This is a genomic window from Aquincola tertiaricarbonis (assembly GCF_023573145.1).
Lineage (GTDB): Bacteria > Pseudomonadota > Gammaproteobacteria > Burkholderiales > Burkholderiaceae_C > Aquincola > Aquincola tertiaricarbonis_B.
Genome location: NZ_CP097636.1, coordinates 3,010,572 through 3,030,009 on the forward strand (window position 1 = coordinate 3,010,572; position 19,438 = coordinate 3,030,009).

Genomic DNA, 19,438 nt, shown 5'->3' on the forward strand with positions numbered 1-19,438 from the left:
CCTAAGCCGCACTGGGCGGCGTGAACTGCCAGCGGCGCCGCGCCGCGAACACCGCATTGGGGTATTCCGCCCGGCCGCGGCTGCCGTTGTAGCGGCCCAGCGCCATGAACAGGTCGCCACGCTCGATGTCGAGGTAGTGGCGCAGGATCACGCAGCCGAAGCGCAGGTTGGTCTGCATGTGGAACAGGCGGCTCGGGTCGCCATCGCCGATCAGCCGCGACCAGAACGGCATCACCTGCATGTAGCCACGCGCGCCGGCCGAGCTGATGGCGTACTTGCGGAAGTTGCTTTCCACCTGCACCACGCCCAGCACCAGGGCCGGCTCCAGCCCGGCGCGGGTGCTCTCGTACCAGGTGGTCTCCAGGAATTCCAGCCGCGTCAGGCGCTCGCTCTTCTGGCGCTGCAGCCGGTCGCTCATCGCGCCCAGCCAGCGCAGGTAGGCCAAGCGCGCCTCGACGGTGGCAAAGGCGGGCTTGGGCGGTGCATCGGCGGCGATGGCGGCCGACATGGCCGACCGCACGGAGTTGGCCAACGGCTCCTCGGCCTGCGCGCCGGCTCTGGCGCTTCCCATCGGCAGCCACAGCGCACCCGCGGCCAGCAGGCACTGCCGGCGGTTCAGATCGCTGCTCATCGGCGCGCCATCCAGGCTTCGGCCGGGCCGCGCCAGCCGCGCGCCGCCATCGCCTGCGAGGCCAGCCACCAAGCCAGCCACAGACCAGCGGCCCACGCCCAGGCTGCCGCGGTGGGCAGCGGCCAGCCCAGGCCGGCTCCGCTGAACAGCAGCAGGCACAACACGGAATGCAGCAGGTACAGGCTGAGCGTGCGCTGCCCCATCGGCGCCAGCCAACGCGGCCAGCGACGCGCGTGCAGCGCTGCCAGCCCCACCAGCGGCGCGGTGAGCAGCCAGCCGATGCCCGGCGCCACCGCCATCCACAACGAGAGGTTGCCGTCATGCCGGGCGCTGGCGTCCACCACGCTCAGCGCATAGGCGGCGTTGATCAGCAGGCCCGGCGGCAGCAGGCGCCAGATCCAGCGCCGCCAGGCGGCATGCCAGCGCGGGTGTGTCAGCAGCCGCAGCCGCGCCGCCAGCATGCCGGCCAGCATCGCGGCCCGCAGCACCGGCAGGAAGAACACCGCGCCCAGCGCCTGCAGGATGACGTAGGCATTGGCGTTCAGCCACAGCTGGTCGGGCCAGTCCGCGGTGGCGCCAAAACCTTCGGAAGGGTCGGCCTCGGCGCTGCCGCCGGTCCACAGCGTCAGCGCCAGGCTGAGGCCGATGGCCGCCAGCGCCCAACCGCAGGCGCGCAGCAGCCGCGTGAGCAACCGGGAAGCGCGCTCGTGCACATGGGCCACCACCAGGAAGGCGGTCAGCGCATACATCGTGAGGATGTCGCCGGCATACACCAGCGCGCCGTGCAGCACGCCCAGGGCCAGCAGGCGCCACAGCCGGCGGCGCTGGGCCTGCGGCGTACGCTGACGGCTGCCCGCCAGCACCAGGCCGGCGCCGAACAGAAAGGCCAGCAGCGGATAGGCCTTGCCGTGCAGCAGCAGCGCCGTCAGGGCCTGCAGGCCGAGCGCGGCCACGCCGGGCGGATCGGCCTCGCCCAGCGGCGCGCCCCAGGGCGCGACGGTGTAGGAGATGGCATTGACCACCAGCACGCCCACCATCGCCAGCGCCCGCAGCGCGTCGAGCAGCGGTTCGCGGCGCGGGGGCAGCGGCTTCACGCGCTGGCTGCCGGGCCGCTGCTCAAGCGTGCTTGCAGGTGTGCCAGCACCTCGGCCACGGCCACCTTGGTGGCAGCGGCATCGCGGCGGCCCTGGTACTCGACCGTGCCTTCCTTCAGGCCGCGGTCGGACAGCACCACGCGGTGCGGCACGCCGATCAGCTCCCAGTCGGCGAACATGGCGCCGGGCCGCTCGCCGCGGTCGTCCAGCATCACGTCCACGCCCTGTGCCTGCAGCTGGTCGTGCAATTGGTCGGCGGCGGCCTTGACCTCGGCGCTGCGGTCGTAGCCGATCGGGCAGATCACCACGGTGAACGGGGCGATGCTGTCGGGCCAGACGATGCCGCGCTCGTCGTGGCTTTGCTCGATGGCGGCGCCCAGGATGCGGGTGACGCCGATGCCGTAGCAGCCCATCTCGAAGAACTGCGGCTTGCCGCCTTCATCGAGGAAGGTGGCGTTCATGGCCTTGGAGTACTTGGTGCCGAGGTAGAACACGTGGCCCACCTCGATGCCGCGCTGGATGGCCAGCACGCCCTGGCCGTCGGGCGACGGATCGCCGGCCTGCGCATTGCGGATGTCGGCCACCTCGTCGGGCTCGGGCAGGTCGCGGCCCCAGTTCACGCCGGTGAAGTGGAAGTCGGCCTCGTTCGCACCGCAGACGAAGTCGCTCATGTTCGCCACCGTGCGGTCGGCGATCACCTTGACCGGCTTCTTCAGGCCGATGGGACCCAGGTAGCCCGGCTTGCAGCCGAAGTGCTCTTCGATCTCGGCCACGGTGGCAAAGCGGTAGCCGCCCTTCAGGCCCACCAGCTTGCCGGCCTTCACCTCGTTCAGCGCATGGTCGCCACGCACCAGCAGCAGCCACACCGTCACCTTGGTGATGTCGCCCGCCTCGTTACGCTCTTCGGTGGCCAGCACCAGCGACTTGACGGTGCGCTGCAGCGGCAGGTTCAGCAGCGCGGCCACGTCTTCGCAGGTGGACTTGCCGGGCGTGGGTGTCTTTTCCAGGCCCTGGGCGGGCGCGACACGCTGGGCGATCAGCGGCACCGACTCGGCCAGCTCGATGTTGGCGGCGTAGCTGCTGGTGGGGCAGTAGACGATGGCGTCTTCGCCGGTCTCGGCGATCACCTGGAACTCGTGCGAGCGGTCGCCGCCGATGGCGCCGGTGTCGGCGGCCACGGCACGGTACTGCAGGCCCAGGCGGTCGAACACCGCGCAGTAGGCGGCGTACATCGTGTCGTAGCTCTTGCCGGCCGATGCCACATCGCGGTCGAAGGAATAGGCATCCTTCATCGTGAACTCACGCCCACGCATCACGCCGAAACGCGGCCGGCGCTCGTCGCGGAACTTGGTCTGGATGTGGTAGAAATTTTTCGGCAGCTGCTTGTAGCTGCGCAGCTCCTGGCGGGCGATGTCGGTCACCACCTCTTCGCTGGTGGGCTGGATGATGAAGTCACGCTCATGCCGATCCTTGACCCGCAGCAGCTCAGGCCCCATCTTGTCGAAGCGGCCGGTTTCCTGCCACAGCTCGGCCGGCTGCACCACGGGCATCAGCAGCTCCACGGCACCGGCGCGGTTCATCTCCTCGCGGATGATGGCCTCGACCTTGCGGATCACCCGCAGGCCCATCGGCATGTAGTTGTAGATGCCGGCGCCCAGCCGCTTGATGAAGCCCGCGCGAAGCATGAGCTTGTGGCTGACGATCTCGGCGTCCGCGGGCGCTTCCTTCAGCGTGGAAATGAAGAACTGGCTGCTTTTCATGGGAGGGTCTGAATCGTGCAAGGCTTGCGCAGGGCGCGCTGCCATTGACCAGGGCGCGAGTGATGCGGGAAAGCGAGACATCGCATGCCGCACCGGCCCGGTGCAATAATGATTTCAACTTATAGATTCGAGGTCTGATTATGCTCGACCGTGAAGGCTTCAGGCCCAACGTCGGCATCATCCTGCTCAATGCCCGGAACCAGGTTTTCTGGGGCAAGCGCCTGCGGACGCACTCCTGGCAGTTCCCCCAGGGTGGCATCAAGCATGGTGAAACGCCCGAGCAAGCCATGTTCCGCGAGCTTCACGAGGAAGTGGGGCTGCTCCCGGAGCAGGTGAGGATACTGGCGCGCACCCGCGACTGGCTTCGCTACGAGGTGCCTGAGCACTACATCCGACGCGATGCCCGGGGCCATTACCGCGGCCAGAAACAGATCTGGTTCCTGCTGCGGCTGATGGGGCGCGACAGCGACATGAACCTGCGGGCCACCGACCACCCCGAGTTCGACGCCTGGCGCTGGAACGAGTACTGGGTGCCGCTGGACGTGGTGATCGAGTTCAAGCGCGACGTCTACCAGATGGCGCTGACCGAGCTCGCCCGCTTCCTGCCGCGGCCCAACCACCACAACCGCTACCTGCGCTCGGGCATGCGGCCGCACCGGCAGGAGGAAGGCGCGCAACGCTCTGCGTTGTCGCTGGACGGTGGCGTGCCGCCAGCGGCAACCACGTCCGAATAGCCTAGCAACGCCGCCCGTGCAAGTCGCGGGCGGTGTGCTCAGTTCGGCCGCCGGGCCGCCCCAAGGCCGAACGCTCCCCAAGGGTCCGCAGGGCCCTCTTGCAAGGGCCTGGGGGCGCGAGCGCCAGCGAGCTTGGGGGCCTCAGTTCAAGACCAGGTTCGTGCGGTGGATCATCTCGGGCTCGTTCATGTAGCCCAGCAAGCCCTCGATCTGCGATGAGGGCTTGCGCAGGATGAGCCGCGCCTCGGCGCTGGAGTAGTTGGCCAGGCCGCGGGCGATCTCGCGCCCTTCCTGCGTGCGCACCGCGATCACGTCGCCGCGGTGGAACTCGCCCTGCACCTCGCTCATGCCGATGGGCAGCAGGCTCTTGCCGTCGCCCAGCAGCGCCTGCGCCGCGCCGGCGTCCACCACCACCGCGCCGCGCAGCTGCAGGTGGTCGGCCATCCACTGCTTGCGGGCCGCACGCTTGGCGGTGCTGGCCACCAGCAGCGTGCCGATGGCTTCTCCCTCCACAAGGCGCAGCAGCACGTCGGCCTCACGGCCCCAGGCGATCACGGTGCTGGCACCGCTGCGCGCCGCCCGCTTGGCCGCCAGGATCTTGGTGATCATGCCGCCGCGGCCGATGCTGGAACCGGCGCCGCCGGCCATGCGCTCCAGGTCGGGGTCGCCGGCCTGCGCCACGTCCACGAAGCGGGCGTCGGGGTTGCTGCGCGGGTCGGCGGTGTACAGGCCCCGCTGGTCGGTCAGGATCACCAGCGCATCGGCCTCCACCAGGTTGGCCACCAGGGCGCCCAGGGTGTCGTTGTCGCCGAACTTGATCTCGTCGTTGACGACGGTGTCGTTCTCGTTGATGACCGGGATGACCTTCAGGCCCAGCAGCGTCAGCAGCGTGGAACGGGCGTTGAGGTAGCGCTCGCGGTCGGCCAGGTCGGCATGCGTCAGCAGCACCTGGGCGCTGCCCATGCCATGCTCCGACAGCTTGCTCTCGTACATCTGGGCCAGGCCCATCTGGCCGACGGCGGCGGCGGCCTGCAGCTCGTGCAGCTCCTTGGGCCGGGTGGTCCAGCCCAGGCGCTTCATGCCTTCGGCGATGGCGCCGCTGGACACCATCACCACCTCACGGCCACCTTCGGCCAGCGCGGCCAGCTGGCGGCACCAGTTGCCGATGGCCTCGGCATCGACGCCGCGGCCTTCGTTGGTCACCAGGCTGGAGCCGACCTTGACGACGATGCGCCGGGCGGTCTTCAGTTCGTCATTCATCTTGCGCGGCCGGCGTGTCGAAGCGCGGATCGGGATCGGGCATGGGCGGGTTCTTCTCGGCGGCCACGTGCTCGTACACCGCGTGGATCAGCGGCTCCAGGCCTTCACGCGTGAGTGCCGAGATCTCGAAGACCGGGCCCTTCCACTTCATGCGTTTGACGAAGTCCTTCACGCGGGCGGCGCGCTCTTCCGCCGGCACCATGTCCAGCTTGTTGAGCACCAGCCAGCGCGGCTTGTCGTGCAGCTCCTCGTCGTAGCGCTTGAGCTCCTTGATGATGCCCTTGGCCTGCGCCACCGGGTCCACCGCCTCGTCGAACGGGGCCATGTCCACCAGATGCAGCAGCAGGCGGGTGCGCTGCAGGTGGCGCAGGAAGCGGTGGCCCAGACCGGCGCCATCGGCCGCGCCTTCGATCAGGCCAGGCACGTCGGCCACGACGAAGCTCTTTTCAGGCGCCACCCGCACCACGCCCAGGTTGGGGTGCAGCGTGGTGAACGGATAGTCGGCGATCTTGGGCCGCGCATTGGAGATGGCGGCGATCAGCGTGCTCTTGCCGGCGTTGGGCATGCCCAGCAAGCCGACGTCGGCCAGCACGCGCAGCTCCAGCTTCAGCTTCTTGGCCTCACCGGGCCAGCCGGGGGTCTTCTGCCGCGGTGCGCGGTTGGTGCTGCTCTTGAAGTGCAGGTTGCCGAAGCCACCGTCGCCGCCCTTGCAGATCAGCACCGGCTCGCCGGGTACCAGCAGCTCGGCGATGACTTCGTTCTTCTCGATGTCGGTGATGATGGTGCCCACCGGCATGCGCAGCACGATGTCGTCGGCCGCCGCGCCGAACTGGTCGGAGCCGCGGCCTGCTTCGCCGTTCTTTGCCTCGTGCCGACGCGCGTAGCGGTAGTCGATCAGCGTGTTGAGGTTGCGGTCAGCCACCGCGTACACGCTGCCGCCGCGTCCGCCGTCGCCGCCGTCGGGGCCGCCGAAGGGGATGAACTTCTCTCGCCGGAAGCTCGCGCAGCCGGCACCGCCGTTGCCGGCGGCTGCATCAATGGTGGCTTCGTCAACGAACTTCATGGTCGGGAGATGTTAGAAGCAAAAAAGACAAAGGCCCCGGCAAGCCGGGGCCTCACGGTTGTGCCGGCTGCCTGGGCAGCCGAGGCATCACAGCGGCGTGATGAACACCGTCTGGCGGTTCAGCTCGCCCTTGACGGCGAACGACACCTTGCCATCGACCAGCGCGAACAGCGTGTGGTCCTTGCCGATGCCGACGTTGGTGCCGGCGTGGAACTTGGTGCCACGCTGACGCACGATGATCGAGCCAGCCGAGACGGCTTGGCCGCCAAAGGCCTTCACGCCCAGCATCTTCGGTTTGGAGTCGCGGCCGTTCCGGGTGGAACCGCCGCCTTTTTTCTGTGCCATGGTTCAAATGCTCCTGAATTGCAACGACATCAGAGCGTCACAGCGCCGATCTCGAGCTCGGTGTAGGTCTGACGATGACCACCGTGCTTTTGATAGTGCTTGCGACGGCGCATCTTGAAGATGCGAACCTTGTCGTGCTTGCCTTGCGCCACGACGGTGGCCTTCACGCTGGCGCCGGCAACCAGGGGCGTGCCCACCGTGAGCTCAGCGCCGTTGCCGACGGCGAGCACTTGGTCGATCACGATTTCCTGGCCAACGTCCGCAGCAATCTGTTCTACCTTGATCTTCTCGCCGGCAGCAACCTTGTATTGCTTGCCACCGGTTTTTATGACCGCGTACATGTCAACCCTTTCAATCATCCGCACCGCTCAAACGGCAGCCCTTTGCGGCCACTCCAGCGCGCGGAACCCGGCATTGTAGCAGCAGCTCAGGTCTTGGCAAGCAGCCGATGGCCGGCCGGGCGGGTGGGTTCCGGGTTGTTCCTATAATCGCGGGCTACCCAATGTCGTCCACTCCCCCCTACGCCAACGTGACTTCGCCTGCCCCCTCCACCCCTCTCGCCGTCGACCCGATGGCGATCGAGATGCAGGCAGTGGACGCCGCCATCCAGCAGCATCTGCGGTCGGACGTGGTGCTGATCAACCAGATCTCGCACTACATCGTCAGTGCGGGCGGCAAGCGCATCCGTCCGCGGCTGGTGCTGCTGTTCGCCAATGCCCTGGGCTTTGCCGGGCCGGAGCGCTTCACGCTGGCCGCCACGGTGGAGTTCATCCACACCGCCACCCTGCTGCACGACGACGTGGTCGATGAATCATCGCTGCGCCGCGGCCGCCAGACGGCCAACGCCATGTTCGGCAACGCCGCGAGCGTGCTGGTCGGCGACTTCCTGTACTCGCGCGCCTTCCAGCTGATGGTGTCGGTCGACCGCATGCGCGTGCTGGACGTGCTGGCCGACGCCACCAACGTGATCGCCGAGGGCGAGGTGCTGCAGCTGATGAACATGCACGACCCCGACCTGGCGGTGGACGACTACCTGCGCGTCATCCGCTACAAGACGGCCAAGCTGTTCGAGGCCAGCGCCCGCCTGGGCGCGGTGCTGGCCAATGCCCCGCGCGAGGTGGAAGACCTGTGCGCCGACTACGGCCGCTCGCTGGGCACCGCCTTCCAGCTGGTCGACGACCTGCTGGACTACCAGGGCGCCACCGCCGAGCTGGGCAAGAACGTGGGCGACGACCTGCGCGAAGGCAAGCCGACGCTGCCGCTGCTGGTGGCGATGGAGCGTGGCACCGAAGAAGAGCGCCAACTGATCCGCCACGCCATCGAGCAAGGTGAAGTGGAACGCCTGGACGAGATCGTCGGCATCGTGCGCCGCACCGGCGCGCTGGAAGCCACGCGCGACGCCGCGCGACTGGAGGCCGACAAGGCCCGTGCATGTTTGAAGGCGATACCCCCTTCCCAATTCAAAGAAGCCCTGCTAGACTTATGCGTTCAGTCAGTTGATCGCTCTTACTAGCAAAGTTGAGCACAACAAAAACAAATCGGGGTGTAGCTTAGCCTGGTAGAGCGCTACGTTCGGGACGTAGAGGCCGGAGGTTCGAATCCTCTCACCCCGACCAGGACACGAGAAAAAGCCGCAGCAATGCGGCTTTTTTCTTGCCCGCTTCATGGCCCGCCCCATGGTCCCCTCGTGCCCCTTCTGGCCCGAAAGCCCGGTCAGTTCCGCGTCTTGGCTTTGTCGGCGGGTCTTACACTGCGGGCCGAAGTCATAAGCTGCCTGTGGACACCGTCGCTGACACTGCCCAATCGAGCCTGTCCGGAGTCGCCCGCGTGCTGGTGCATGCGGGCCGCCTGCAGCCGCGCCAGGCCGAGGCACTCGCCGCGCAGGCGCGTGAGCGGCGCATCAGCTTCGTCTCGGCGCTGATCGCGGCCAACGCCGTCTCGGCGTCGGACCTGGCGCACACCTTGTCCAATGCGCTGGCGGTGCCGCTGCTCGACCTCAAGTCGGTGGATGCCGAGCGCCTGCCGCGCAACGTGATCGACGGCAAGCTGGCCACGCAGTACCAGGTGGTGGTGCTGGGCCGGCGGGGCAATCGCCTGTTCATCGGCGGGGCCGACCCCACCGACCAGGAAGCGATCGAGCGCATCAAGTTCGCCACCCAGCTGTCGCCCGAGTGGGTGCTGGTGGAGTACGACAAGCTGGGCGCGCTGCTGGAAGCCCAGGGCGCCAGCGTCAACGAGGCGCTGGACAGCCTGGCCGGCGGCGACTTCGACTTCGACGTCAGCGACGACGCGGCGGCCGAGGACACGGCCAACGAGGTGGTGTCGGAGGTGGAGGACGCGCCGGTGGTGCGCTTCCTGCAGAAGATGCTGATCGACGCGATCAACGCGCGCGCCTCCGACCTGCACTTCGAGCCCTACGAATACCACTACCGCGTGCGCTTCCGCATCGACGGCGAGCTGCGCGAGATCACGCAGCCGCCGGTGGCCATCAAGGACAAGCTGGCCTCGCGCATCAAGGTGATCAGCCGGCTCGACATCTCCGAAAAACGCGTGCCGCAGGACGGCCGCATGAAGCTGAAGTTCGGCAACAAGGCGATCGACTTCCGCGTCAGCACCCTGCCCACGCTGTTCGGCGAGAAGATCGTGATCCGGATCCTGGACCCGTCCTCGGCCAAGCTGGGCATCGAGGCGCTGGGCTACGAGAAGATCGAGAAGGAACGGCTGCTGCACGCCATCCAGCGGCCCTACGGGATGATCCTGGTCACCGGCCCCACCGGCTCGGGCAAGACGGTGTCGCTCTACACCTGCCTGAACCTGCTGAACCAGCCGGGCGTCAACATCGCCACGGTGGAAGATCCGGCGGAAATCAACCTGCCCGGCATCAACCAGGTGAACGTGAACGAGAAGGCCGGCATGACCTTCTCGGTGGCGCTGAAGTCCTTCCTGCGGCAGGACCCGGACATCATCATGGTGGGCGAGATCCGCGACCTGGAAACCGCCGACATCGCGATCAAGGCCGCGCAGACCGGCCACCTGGTGATGTCGACGCTGCACACCAATGACGCGCCCACCACGCTGACGCGGCTGCTCAACATGGGCGTGGCGCCGTTCAACATCGCCTCCAGCGTGCTGATCATCACCGCGCAGCGGCTGGCGCGGCGGCTGTGCGAGAACTGCAAGGCACCCGCCGAATATCCGCGAGACGCACTCAAGCGCGCGGGCTTTCGTGACGAAGACCTCGATGGCACCTGGAAGCCGTACCGGGCGATCGGCTGCTCGGCCTGCAACAACGGCTACAAGGGCCGCGTCGGGCTGTACCAGGTGATGCCGATCACCGAAGCGATCCAACGCATCATCCTGGCCGAAGGCACGGCACTGGACATCGCCAAGCAGGCGCAGCTGGAAGGTGTCCGTGACCTGCGGCAGGCCGGCCTGGTGAAGGTGCGGGCCGGGGTGACGACGCTGGAAGAGGTGATCACGGTCACCAACGAATAGACGTTCAGAGAAAGTCTGGAATGGCGACTGCTGCGGCCGCGAAGAACATCAAAGAGTTCGTCTTCGAGTGGGAAGGCAAGGACAAGAACGGCAAGACCGTGCGTGGTGAGATGCGCTCGGGCGGCGAGGCGGCCGTGAGCGCCACGCTGCGCCGCCAGGGCGTGATGATCACCAAGGTGAAGAAGCGCCGGATGTCGGGTGGCAAGGCCATCAAGCAGAAGGACATCGCGATCTTCACCCGCCAGCTGGCCACGATGATGAAGGCGGGCGTGCCGCTGCTGCAGGCCTTCGACATCGTCGGGCGTGGCAGCTCCAACCCCAAGCTCACCCGGCTGCTGAACGACGTGCGCTCCGACGTGGAGACCGGCACCAGCCTGTCGGCCGCGTTCCGCAAGCATCCGCTGTACTTCAATGCGCTGTATGCCAACCTGGTGGAAGCCGGCGAGGCCGGCGGCATCCTGGAGCAGCTGCTGGAGCGGCTGGCGCTGTACGAGGAGAAGACCCTCGCGCTGAAGTCCAAGATCAAGTCGGCGCTGATGTACCCGGTGGCGGTGATGGTGGTGGCCTTCATCGTGCTGACGGTGATCATGCTGTTCGTGATCCCGGCCTTCAAGGACGTGTTCAGCTCCTTCGGCGCTGACCTGCCGGCGCCCACGCTGGCGGTGATCGCGATGTCGGAGTTCTTCGTCTCGTACTGGTGGCTCATCTTCGGCGTGATGTTCGGCGGCGGCTACTTCTTCATGCAGAGCTGGCGCCGCAGCGAGAAGATGCAGATGGCCATGGACCGGTTGCTGCTGCGCATCCCGGTGTTCGGCGACCTGATCAACAAGAGCGTGATCGCCCGCTGGACGCGCACGCTGTCCACCATGTTCGCGGCCGGCGTGCCGCTGGTGGAGGCGCTCGACTCGGTGGGCGGGGCCGCCGGCAATGCGGTGTACGCCGAGGCCACCGAGAAGATCCAGAAGGACGTGTCCACCGGCTCTGCACTGACCAATGCGATGCAGGCCACCGGAGTGTTCCCGACCATGGTGCTGCAGATGGCCTCCATCGGCGAAGAATCCGGCTCGCTGGACCACATGCTGGGCAAGGCGGCCGAGTTCTACGAGGACGAGGTCGACGAGATGGTCAAGGGCCTGTCCAGCCTGATGGAGCCGTTCATCATCGTCATCCTGGGTACGCTGATCGGCGGTATCGTGGTGTCGATGTACCTGCCCATCTTCAAGCTCGGCTCGGTCGTCTAGACAAGTGCTGGCCGATCTTCCGCTCGACCTCCTGCTGTCGCCCTGGGTCCTGGCCCTGCTGGGCCTGTGCATCGGCAGCTTCCTCAACGTCGTCATCCACCGGCTGCCGCTCATCATCGAGCGGCAGTGGTGGGCCGACGTGTCGCACCAGCTGGGCGATGCCGACTCCTGGCGCCGCGTGTTCGCTGCCAAGGGCGAGCCGCCCGAGCCGCAGCAGCGCACCGCCAAGGCGCTGACCAGCGGCCTGGAGGCCCTGCCCCACCTGGGCATCGCCACGCCGCGCTCACGCTGCCCTTCCTGCGGCCATGCCATTCGCTGGCACGAGAACCTGCCGTTGCTGGGCTGGCTGCGCCTGAAGGGCCGCTGCGCGGCCTGCGGCAGCCGCATCTCGGCGCGCTACCCGCTGATCGAAGTGGCGACGGCGGCGCTGTTCGCCGCCATCGGCTGGCGTTTCGGTGCGCAGCCGGTGACGCTGCTGTGGTGCGCGGTGGCCGCCGTGCTGGTGGCACTGGCCGCCATCGACTGGGACACCACGGTGCTGCCCGACGCGCTGAACCTGCCGCTGCTGTGGGCCGGCCTGGTGGCCGCGGGGCTGGGGCTGACGCTGCCGCTGTCCACCGCGCTGTGGGGCGCCGTGGCGGGCTACCTGTCGCTGTGGTCGGTGTACTGGCTGTTCAAGCTCACCACCGGCAAGGAAGGCATGGGTTATGGCGACTTCAAGCTGCTGGCCGCGCTGGGCGCCTGGCTGGGCTGGCAGGCCATCGTGCCCATCCTGCTGATGTCGTCGGTGATCGGCGCGGTAGTGGGCATCGGCATGAAGCTGCGCGCCTCGCTGCGCGAAGGCCGCTACGTGCCCTTCGGCCCCTTCCTGGCCGGTGCCGGGTTGGTGGTGATGCTGGCCGGTACCCCGACGGTGCTCGGCTGGATCGGCTGGAACTGACTGTTCGATGTCGCACCCCCTGCGCATCGGCCTGACCGGCGGCATCGGCAGCGGCAAGAGCACCGTGGCTGCGCAACTGGTGGCTCGCGGCGCGGTGCTGGTGGACACCGATGCGATCTCGCGTGCGCTCACCGCCGTGGGCGGTGCGGCGTTGCCGGCCATCGCGGCCGCCTTCGGGCCGCAGGCCATCGGCGCCGATGGCGCGCTGGACCGCGACCACATGCGCCAGCAAGTGTTCGCCGACCCGGCCATGCGCCAGCGGCTGGAAGCCATCCTGCACCCGATGATCGGCGCCGAGACGATGCGGCAGGCCGAAGACGCGGGCGAACGGCCCATCGTCTTCGACGTGCCGCTGCTGACCGAATCGGCCCACTGGCGCGAGCGTGTGCACAAGGTGCTGGTGGTGGACTGCCGCGAGGCCACGCAGGTGGCGCGGGTGATGCGCCGCTCGGGCTGGGCCGAAGAAACCGTGCAGCGTGTGGTGGCCCAACAGGCCACGCGGGCGGCGCGGCGGGCCATCGCCGATGCCGTGATCTTCAATGAAGGGCTGACCCTGGAACAGCTCGATACCCAGGTACAGCGCCTGTGGCAGGCCTGGGGCGCGGACCGTGTGAAACAATAAGCAGAGCCCTATTCACCGGCCTGCATCTTGGTTCTCTACGAATACCCGTTCAACGAAGGCATCCGCACGATGCTGCGCCTGGAGCACCTGTTCAACAGGCTCGGCCAGCTGGTGTCGCGCGACGCCACGGTGGACCACCACTTCGCGCTGGCCACGCTGTTCGAGATCATGGACGTCGCCTCGCGCGCCGACCTGAAGTCCGACCTGCTCAAGGAGCTGGACCGCCACCGCGCGCTGCTGGAAAGCTACCGCGGCAACCCCGCCATCTCGGAAGCGGCGCTCGACGTCGTCACCGGGCGGCTGGACCACGCCTTCAACGGCCTGAACGGCATGGACGGCAAGGCCGGCCACCAGCTCAACGGCAACGAGTGGCTGATGAGCATCCGCAGCCGCATCGGCATTCCCGGGGGCACCTGCGAATTCGACCTGCCCGCCTACCACGCCTGGCAGCAGCATGAGCCGGCGCGCCGCCGCGCCGACCTGATCGGCTGGATCGACACCATGCGGCCGCTGGCCGATGCGCTGCATGTGCTGCTGGGCCTGCTGCGCGACAGCGGCGTGCCGCACAAGGTGGTGGCCACCGGCGGCCAGTTCCAGCGCAGCCTGCCGCAAGGCAAGACCTACCACCTGCTGCGGGTGCGGCTGCCGGCCGACCCCGAGCTGGTGCCCGAGATCACCGGCCACCGGCTGATGGTGTCGGTGCGGCTGATGCGCCACGATGAAGAAGGCCGCCTGCGCCCGGTGGCCGAGGACTGCAGCTTCGAACTGACGCTCTGCGCATGACCCGCACGGTGAAATGCCCTGCCTGTGGCGGGCCCAGCCTGTACGCGCCCGAGAACAAGTGGCGCCCCTTCTGCAGCGAGCGCTGCCGCACCGCCGACCTGGGCGCCTGGGCCGAGGGCCGCTACCGGCTGCCCGCCGAATCGCAGGACCCGGACGCAGAAACGCCGGCGGCGCCCGAGGGCACGCGCCGGCGCGACGAGTTCTAGGGTTTCAGTCCCGCCGGGCCGCCCGAAGGGACTGAGATCCCCCTTGGGGGGGCGCGAGCCCTGCGAGCTTGGGGGCGAACATCAGACCCGCGCCTCCAGGCCAGCCGACACGGTCGGCGTCGGCCGCTGACGGCGCATTTCCACCGCGGGCAGCTTGAGCTGCTGGCGGTACTTGGTGACGGTGCGGCGCGCCACGTGAAAGCCCTGGCGCTTGAGCATCGCGGCCAGCTGCACGTCCGACAGCGGCTCGTTCGGCGCCTCTTCCTCGATCAGCTCACGGATGACGCCGCGGATGGCGGTGGTGGAGGCCTGACCACCGCTGTGCGTGGGCAGCGAGCGCGAGAAGAAGTACTTCAGCTCGAACACGCCGGACGGCGTGGCCATGTACTTGTTGTTGGTCACGCGGCAGACGGTGGATTCGTGCAGGCCCACTTCCTGCGCGATGTCGCGCAGCGCCAGCGGCTTCATCGCCATCGGGCCGTATTCGAAGAAGTGCCGCTGGTGGCGCACGATGGCATTGGCCACGTCCAGGATGGTCGCGAAGCGCTGCTCCACGTTGCGCAGCGTCCAGCGCGCTTCGCGCAGGTGGGCGGCCAGGTCGGTCTGGCCGGTGTCGCGGTGGCGCTGGAACAGGTCGGCATACAGGCGGTTCAGGCGCACACGCGGCACCACCTCGGGGTTGAGCGTGGTGATCCAGTTGTTGCCGCGACCTCGGCGCACGATGACATCGGGCGTCACATACGGCGTACGCGAAGCATCGAAGCGCGAGCCTGGGCGCGGGTCGAACTGGCGGATGCGGTCGCATGCAGCCTCCACCTCGGCCGGCGTCGAATCGACCAGCGCTGCCAGCTTGTGAAACTCGCGCATGGCCATGCGCTGCAGCGGCTGGGCCAGCACCTTGCGGGCCAGTGCGCGCTGGCGCTCGTCCTCGATCAGCACCGTCTGCAGTTGCAGGCACTCGGCCAGGTCGCGGGCACCGATGCCCAGCGGGTCCAGCGCCTGCACCCGGGCCAGGGCGACGCGGATCTCGTCGATGGTGGTGGCGGGCTCCAGCTCGGCCATCGCACACAGCTCGTCCAGCGGCTGCCGCAGGTAGCCATCGTCGTCCAGCGATTCCACCAGCATCGCGGCCAGCACGCGGTCGCGCTCGTTCAACGGCATCACGTTGAGCTGGGTGTGAAGGTGCTGGCGGAGCGACACGCTTTGCGGCACCAGGTCGATCAGCGAGATGTCGCCGTCGGACGCAGGGCCATGGCCGCCGCCGGCCGACATCGTCCAGGCCTGGGCTTCCCACGGGTCGGCGGACACGTCCACATCGCCGTGGTCTTCAGCCTCGGCGCTGGGGGTGGAGAGGTCTTCGTTTTCTTCTTCGAGGAAAGGGTTGCCATCGACCGCCTGCTGCACTTCCTGCGCGAAATCCAGCGACGACAGCTGGAGCAGGCGCACCGCGTGCTGGAGGCGGGGCGTGACGGTCTGGGTTTGGCGGCGCTCGATGCGCATGTGCAGTGCGGCGGTCATGCAATCTCCTGGGGCCGGTAGGCGTTAGAAACAGTGTCGCGGCGCCCCCCCGCGCCGCGCCTAGGCCGATGCGGGCGCTTGATGTAGGTGTGATCCGACAGTGTTTTCACGCCTGATCACGACAGCTCACAGACCGTTGCCGCCGAAAAAATGCAGGCAGCCCGCGTGGCAGGCACGGCGGCTGCAGACAGACGGCGCCACTTGCCCACCGCGCCATGTCCACCACCACCCCCGAAGAGCTGCCACCTGCCCTGGTCTACGTCAGCGACGACAGCCCCGGCTGGCGCCGCATCACGCGCGGCAAGCACTTCGGCTACCTCGATCAGCAGGGCCGGCCGGTGAAGGACGAGCGGCAGCTGCAGCGCATCCGCTCGCTGGCCATACCGCCCGCTTACACCGATGTGTGGATCTGCCCCAAGCCCAATGGCCACCTGCAGGCCAGCGGCCGCGACGCGAAGGGCCGCAAGCAGTACCGCTACCACGCGCTGTGGCATGCGCACCAGGGGCAAAGCAAGTTCGAGCGGCTGCAGCAGTTCGGCGCGGTGCTGCCCGCCATCCGCCGCCGGGTGGAACGTGACCTGGGCCAGCCGGGCCTGCCGCGCAGCAAGGTGCTGGCGGCACTGGTGCGCCTGCTCGACACCACCTACCTGCGCATCGGCAACGACGAATACGCCCGGCAGAACGGCTCCTTCGGTCTGACCACGCTGCGCCGCCGGCATGCCGCGGTCAAGGGCAGCGTGCTCAAGCTCAACTTCCGCGGCAAGAGCGGCGTGGCGCAGGAGGTGGCGGTGGAAGACGCCAGGCTGGCCCGCATCGTGCGCCGCTGCCAGTCGCTGCCGGGGCAGTCGCTGTTCCGCTACCTCGATGAAGAGGGCCAGGTGCACGGCATCGACTCGTCCGACGTCAACGGCTACCTGCGCGAGATCGCAGGCGAAGACTTCAGCGCCAAGGACTTCCGCACCTGGCATGCCAGCGCGCTGGCGCTGGAGCGCCTGCTGCCCTGCGACCGACCCGGCACTGTGCGCGAGCTGCGGGTGCTGACCAAGCAGGTGATCGGCGAGGTGGCGGCCCACCTGGGCCACACCATTGCCGTGTGCCGCAAGTCGTACGTGCACCATGCGGTGCTCAGCAGCTTCGAGCGTGGCAACCTGGCCGATCTGTGCCGCGCGCGCCAGCGTGGCGGCCGCGGCCTGCTGGCACGCGAGCGAAGCCTGCTCGCGCTGATGGCGGCCGAGCAGCAGGCGCTGGAACAGCCCACCGCGCTGCTGGCGCGTTCCCTGGCAGCCAAAAGGGCCGGCTCACGACGAGCGCGCACGGGCCAGAGTGCCAGCGCTCCATAATCCGGGTTTTGTAACGCGGCCCCTGCCGCGCCTCGGGTAGTTATGGGACACGCACTGATCGTCGAAGACGACCCGGACGTCGCCGAAACCATGGCGGCATTGATGGCTGCCGAGGGCTTCACCGCCGTCACGGCTCGAACACTGAAGGACGCGCGCCGGCAGCTGGCCATGCGCGCGCCGGACCTGGTGCTGCTGGACCTGCAGCTGCCCGACGGCCAGGGCCTGGACCTGCTGAAGGACACCGACCAGCTGGCCAACACCGAGGTGGTGCTGGTCACCGGCCATGCCAGCATCGAGACCTCGATCCAGGCGCTGCGCCTGGGCGTGGCCGACTACCTGGTCAAGCCTTTCAACATCAAGCAGCTGCAGGGCATCCTGTCGCGGCTGATGCGCCCCTCGGCCTTGAAGGCCGAGCTGGAAGATCTGCGCGCCGAACTGGAACGCAGCGGCCGCTTCGGCCACATGGTGGGCCGCTCGCCGGTGATGCGCCAGGTGTACGAGCAGATCGCCCGCGTGGCGGGCTCGGCCGTCACGGTGCTGATCACCGGTGAAAGCGGCAGCGGCAAGGAAGTGGCCGCGCGCACCATCCACGACCTGAGCCGCCGCCGCCACCAGCCCTTCCTGGCGGTGAATTGCGGTGCCATCTCGCCGCACCTGATCGAAAGCGAGATCTTCGGCCACGAGAAGGGCAGCTTCACCGGCGCCGACCGCCAGCACCTGGGCTTTTTCGAACGCGCCCACGGCGGCACGCTGTTCCTGGACGAAGTGACCGAGATGCCGCCCGAGCTGCAGGTCAAGCTGCTGCGGGTGCTGGAAACGGGCAGCTTCATGCGCGTGGGCAGCACCACGCCGGTGGAAACCGACGTGCGCGTGATCGCCGCCACCAACCGCGTGCCCACCGAAGCGGTGGCCAGCGGCAAGCTGCGCGAAGACCTGATGTACCGGCTGGACGTGTTCCCGATCCGCATGCCTTCGCTGCATGAGCGGCCGGACGACATCCCGATGCTGGCCGAGCACTTCCTGCAGGACATCGGCCGCCGCGAAGGCGTGGCCAAGCGCTTCCTGCCCAGCGCCATCAGCGCCCTCACCCGCCACCGCTGGCCGGGCAACGTGCGCGACCTGCGCAATGCGGTGCAGCGCATCTACCTGATGGCCGATGGCCGCGACATCGACGACGAGTGGCTGCAGCCCGGCGTGCCCGGCAGTGCCGGCGCCCGCCCGCCGGCCGGCGCCGCGGCAGCCGACGATGGCGAGACGCTGGTGGTGCGCATCGGCCAGCCGCTGGCCGAGATCGAGCGGGCGGTGATCCTGGCCACGCTCAAGCGCTTCGACCACCACAAGGAACGCACCGCCGCCGCGCTGGGCGTGAGCCTGAAGACGCTCTACAACCGGCTCAAGGAATACGCCGAGAAGTAGCCGGCGCGGCCGCCGCATCCGGCATGGCGGCCGCCAGCTCGGCCACCAGCGCCCAGATGCGCTGGGCGGCCGGCGACAACGAGCGGTTGCGCCGCGCCACCAGCACGATGCGCCGGCGCAGCGGCGGATGCAACGGCACCGCGCACAGGGCCTGCCCATCGGGTAGCGGCAGCGACAGCGCCGGCAGGATGGACAGGCCCAGCCCCTCGGCCACCATGCGGAAGGCGGTGGTGGCGTTGCCCACGTCCAGAACCACCCGGGCGGGCGCGCCCCGCGCCGCCGGCAAGGCGCGCAGGGCTTCGTCGATCAAGGGACGGCTGCCCGAGGTGTGGTCCAGCAGCACCAGCGGCTGGCCCGCCAGCGCGGCCAGCGGCACCCGGGCCCGCGCCGCCAGCGGATGACCGGCCGGGCACACCAGCACGAAGCCTTCTTCGAACACCGGCTGCTGGTCCAAGTCGTCCATCTGCTCGCCGCCCACCACCACCGCAAAGTCGACCGCGCCGCTGCGCACGCTTTCCAGCGCCAGGCGCTGGGCCTGGTCGGTCAGCAGCACCTGGATGTCGGGGTGGCGCTGCAGCGCGGCCGACAGGCAGCGCGGCATCAGCCCGGCCGAGACGGTGGGCGCGCTGGCCACCCGCACCACGCCGCGCGCCTGGGCGCCCAGGGCCTGGGTGCGGGCCAGCAGCTCCTGCAGCTCGCCGAGCACCCGGCGCAGTGGCCCCACCAGGGCCTCGCCGGCCGGGGTCAGCAGCACCTCGCGGGTGGTGCGGTCCAGCAGCTTCAGACCCAGCTCGGCCTCCAGCGCGCGGATGCTCTGGCTGACCGCCGGCTGCGACAGGCCGATGGCATCACCCGCGCGGGCAAAGCCGCCTTCATCGGCGATGGCCAGCAGGACCTGCAGCTGCCGCAGGCTCACATTCATAAGCCGATTGGATGAGCTAATCCCATCAATCCATTTTACAAACGGCCCGGTGCCGCCTGTAATCCAGG

At 68.5% G+C, this 19,438-nt stretch carries 19 protein-coding genes and 1 tRNA gene; 11 read left to right on the forward strand and 9 right to left on the reverse strand.

Annotated features, from left to right (window positions below):
- Position 1: 1 nt before the first annotated feature.
- The 3 genes from MW290_RS28230 to MW290_RS28240 are packed head-to-tail and all read right to left on the reverse strand — an operon-like array spanning position 2 to position 3,485.
- Positions 2-631, reverse strand: a complete 630-nt coding sequence (locus tag MW290_RS28230; protein WP_375142872.1) for a lytic transglycosylase domain-containing protein — start codon at positions 629-631, stop codon at positions 2-4.
- Positions 628-1,725: a DUF418 domain-containing protein gene (locus MW290_RS28235; RefSeq protein ID WP_250197682.1), complete on the reverse strand. Its 1,098-nt coding sequence runs from the start codon at positions 1,723-1,725 to the stop codon at positions 628-630. The genes MW290_RS28230 and MW290_RS28235 overlap by 4 nt, the downstream gene beginning before the upstream one ends.
- Entirely contained in the window at positions 1,722-3,485 is a 1,764-nt protein-coding gene (locus MW290_RS28240) for a proline--tRNA ligase (RefSeq protein WP_250197683.1), read from the reverse strand. Before MW290_RS28240 ends, MW290_RS28235 begins: the two co-directional genes overlap by 4 nt.
- A 140-nt stretch (positions 3,486-3,625) precedes the next feature.
- Between MW290_RS28240 and MW290_RS28245 the strand changes: the two genes are divergently transcribed.
- Positions 3,626-4,219, forward strand: a complete 594-nt coding sequence (locus MW290_RS28245) for an RNA pyrophosphohydrolase (RefSeq protein WP_250197684.1) — start codon at positions 3,626-3,628, stop codon at positions 4,217-4,219.
- A gap of 141 nt (positions 4,220-4,360) precedes the next feature.
- On the opposite strand, the gene proB is transcribed toward MW290_RS28245, so the two are convergent.
- The 4 genes from proB to rplU form a co-directional block, all read right to left on the reverse strand.
- Positions 4,361-5,479 (reverse strand): glutamate 5-kinase, encoded by a 1,119-nt coding sequence (gene proB, locus MW290_RS28250; protein WP_250197685.1) that lies wholly within the window; start codon positions 5,477-5,479, stop codon positions 4,361-4,363.
- Positions 5,472-6,542 carry an Obg family GTPase CgtA gene (cgtA, locus tag MW290_RS28255; protein ID WP_250197686.1) on the reverse strand — a complete coding sequence of 357 codons (1,071 nt, stop codon included), beginning with the start codon at positions 6,540-6,542 and terminating at the stop codon, positions 5,472-5,474. The genes proB and cgtA overlap by 8 nt, the downstream gene beginning before the upstream one ends.
- Before the next feature lie 87 nt (positions 6,543-6,629).
- Positions 6,630-6,887 carry a 50S ribosomal protein L27 gene (gene rpmA, locus MW290_RS28260; RefSeq protein ID WP_250197687.1) on the reverse strand — a complete coding sequence of 86 codons (258 nt, stop codon included), beginning with the start codon at positions 6,885-6,887 and terminating at the stop codon, positions 6,630-6,632.
- A 29-nt stretch (positions 6,888-6,916) separates the two neighbouring features.
- Positions 6,917-7,228, reverse strand: coding sequence for a 50S ribosomal protein L21 (rplU, locus tag MW290_RS28265; protein ID WP_250197688.1), 312 nt, complete (start codon positions 7,226-7,228; stop codon positions 6,917-6,919).
- 230 nt (positions 7,229-7,458) lie between these two features.
- On the opposite strand from rplU, the gene ispB reads away from it, so the two are divergent.
- The 8 genes from ispB (at position 7,459) to MW290_RS28305 (ending at position 14,174) form a co-directional block, all read left to right on the forward strand.
- Positions 7,459-8,400 (forward strand): octaprenyl diphosphate synthase, encoded by a 942-nt coding sequence (gene ispB, locus MW290_RS28270; RefSeq protein ID WP_250200121.1) that lies wholly within the window; start codon positions 7,459-7,461, stop codon positions 8,398-8,400.
- 26 nt (positions 8,401-8,426) lie between these two features.
- Positions 8,427-8,503, forward strand: a tRNA-Pro gene (locus MW290_RS28275).
- 154 nt (positions 8,504-8,657) lie between these two features.
- Positions 8,658-10,382 (forward strand): type IV-A pilus assembly ATPase PilB, encoded by a 1,725-nt coding sequence (gene pilB, locus MW290_RS28280; protein ID WP_250200122.1) that lies wholly within the window; start codon positions 8,658-8,660, stop codon positions 10,380-10,382.
- 20 nt (positions 10,383-10,402) lie between these two features.
- A complete protein-coding gene (locus MW290_RS28285; protein WP_250197689.1) occupies positions 10,403-11,623 on the forward strand; it encodes a type II secretion system F family protein in 1,221 nt (406 codons plus the stop codon).
- Positions 11,624-11,630: 7 nt separating this feature from the next.
- Positions 11,631-12,563: a prepilin peptidase gene (locus tag MW290_RS28290; protein WP_250200123.1), complete on the forward strand. Its 933-nt coding sequence runs from the start codon at positions 11,631-11,633 to the stop codon at positions 12,561-12,563.
- A gap of 7 nt (positions 12,564-12,570) precedes the next feature.
- Positions 12,571-13,185, forward strand: coding sequence for a dephospho-CoA kinase (gene coaE / locus MW290_RS28295; RefSeq protein WP_250197690.1), 615 nt, complete (start codon positions 12,571-12,573; stop codon positions 13,183-13,185).
- A gap of 27 nt (positions 13,186-13,212) precedes the next feature.
- A complete protein-coding gene (gene zapD, locus MW290_RS28300) occupies positions 13,213-13,968 on the forward strand; it encodes a cell division protein ZapD (RefSeq protein ID WP_250197691.1) in 756 nt (251 codons plus the stop codon).
- Positions 13,965-14,174: a DNA gyrase inhibitor YacG gene (locus tag MW290_RS28305; protein WP_250197692.1), complete on the forward strand. Its 210-nt coding sequence runs from the start codon at positions 13,965-13,967 to the stop codon at positions 14,172-14,174. The genes zapD and MW290_RS28305 overlap by 4 nt, the downstream gene beginning before the upstream one ends.
- Positions 14,175-14,255: 81 nt before the next feature.
- On the opposite strand, the gene rpoN is transcribed toward MW290_RS28305, so the two are convergent.
- Entirely contained in the window at positions 14,256-15,692 is a 1,437-nt protein-coding gene (gene rpoN, locus MW290_RS28310) for an RNA polymerase factor sigma-54 (RefSeq protein WP_250197693.1), read from the reverse strand.
- 215 nt (positions 15,693-15,907) lie between these two features.
- On the opposite strand from rpoN, the gene MW290_RS28315 reads away from it, so the two are divergent.
- On the forward strand, positions 15,908-17,032 hold the full coding sequence (locus tag MW290_RS28315) for a DNA topoisomerase IB (protein WP_250197694.1): 1,125 nt from the start codon (positions 15,908-15,910) through the stop codon (positions 17,030-17,032).
- A 42-nt stretch (positions 17,033-17,074) separates the two neighbouring features.
- On the forward strand, positions 17,075-18,448 hold the full coding sequence (locus tag MW290_RS28320) for a sigma-54-dependent transcriptional regulator (protein WP_250197695.1): 1,374 nt from the start codon (positions 17,075-17,077) through the stop codon (positions 18,446-18,448).
- On the opposite strand, the gene MW290_RS28325 is transcribed toward MW290_RS28320, so the two are convergent.
- Positions 18,426-19,370 (reverse strand): LysR family transcriptional regulator, encoded by a 945-nt coding sequence (locus MW290_RS28325; RefSeq protein WP_250197696.1) that lies wholly within the window; start codon positions 19,368-19,370, stop codon positions 18,426-18,428. The genes MW290_RS28320 and MW290_RS28325 overlap by 23 nt on opposite strands.
- Positions 19,371-19,438 lie beyond the last annotated feature (68 nt).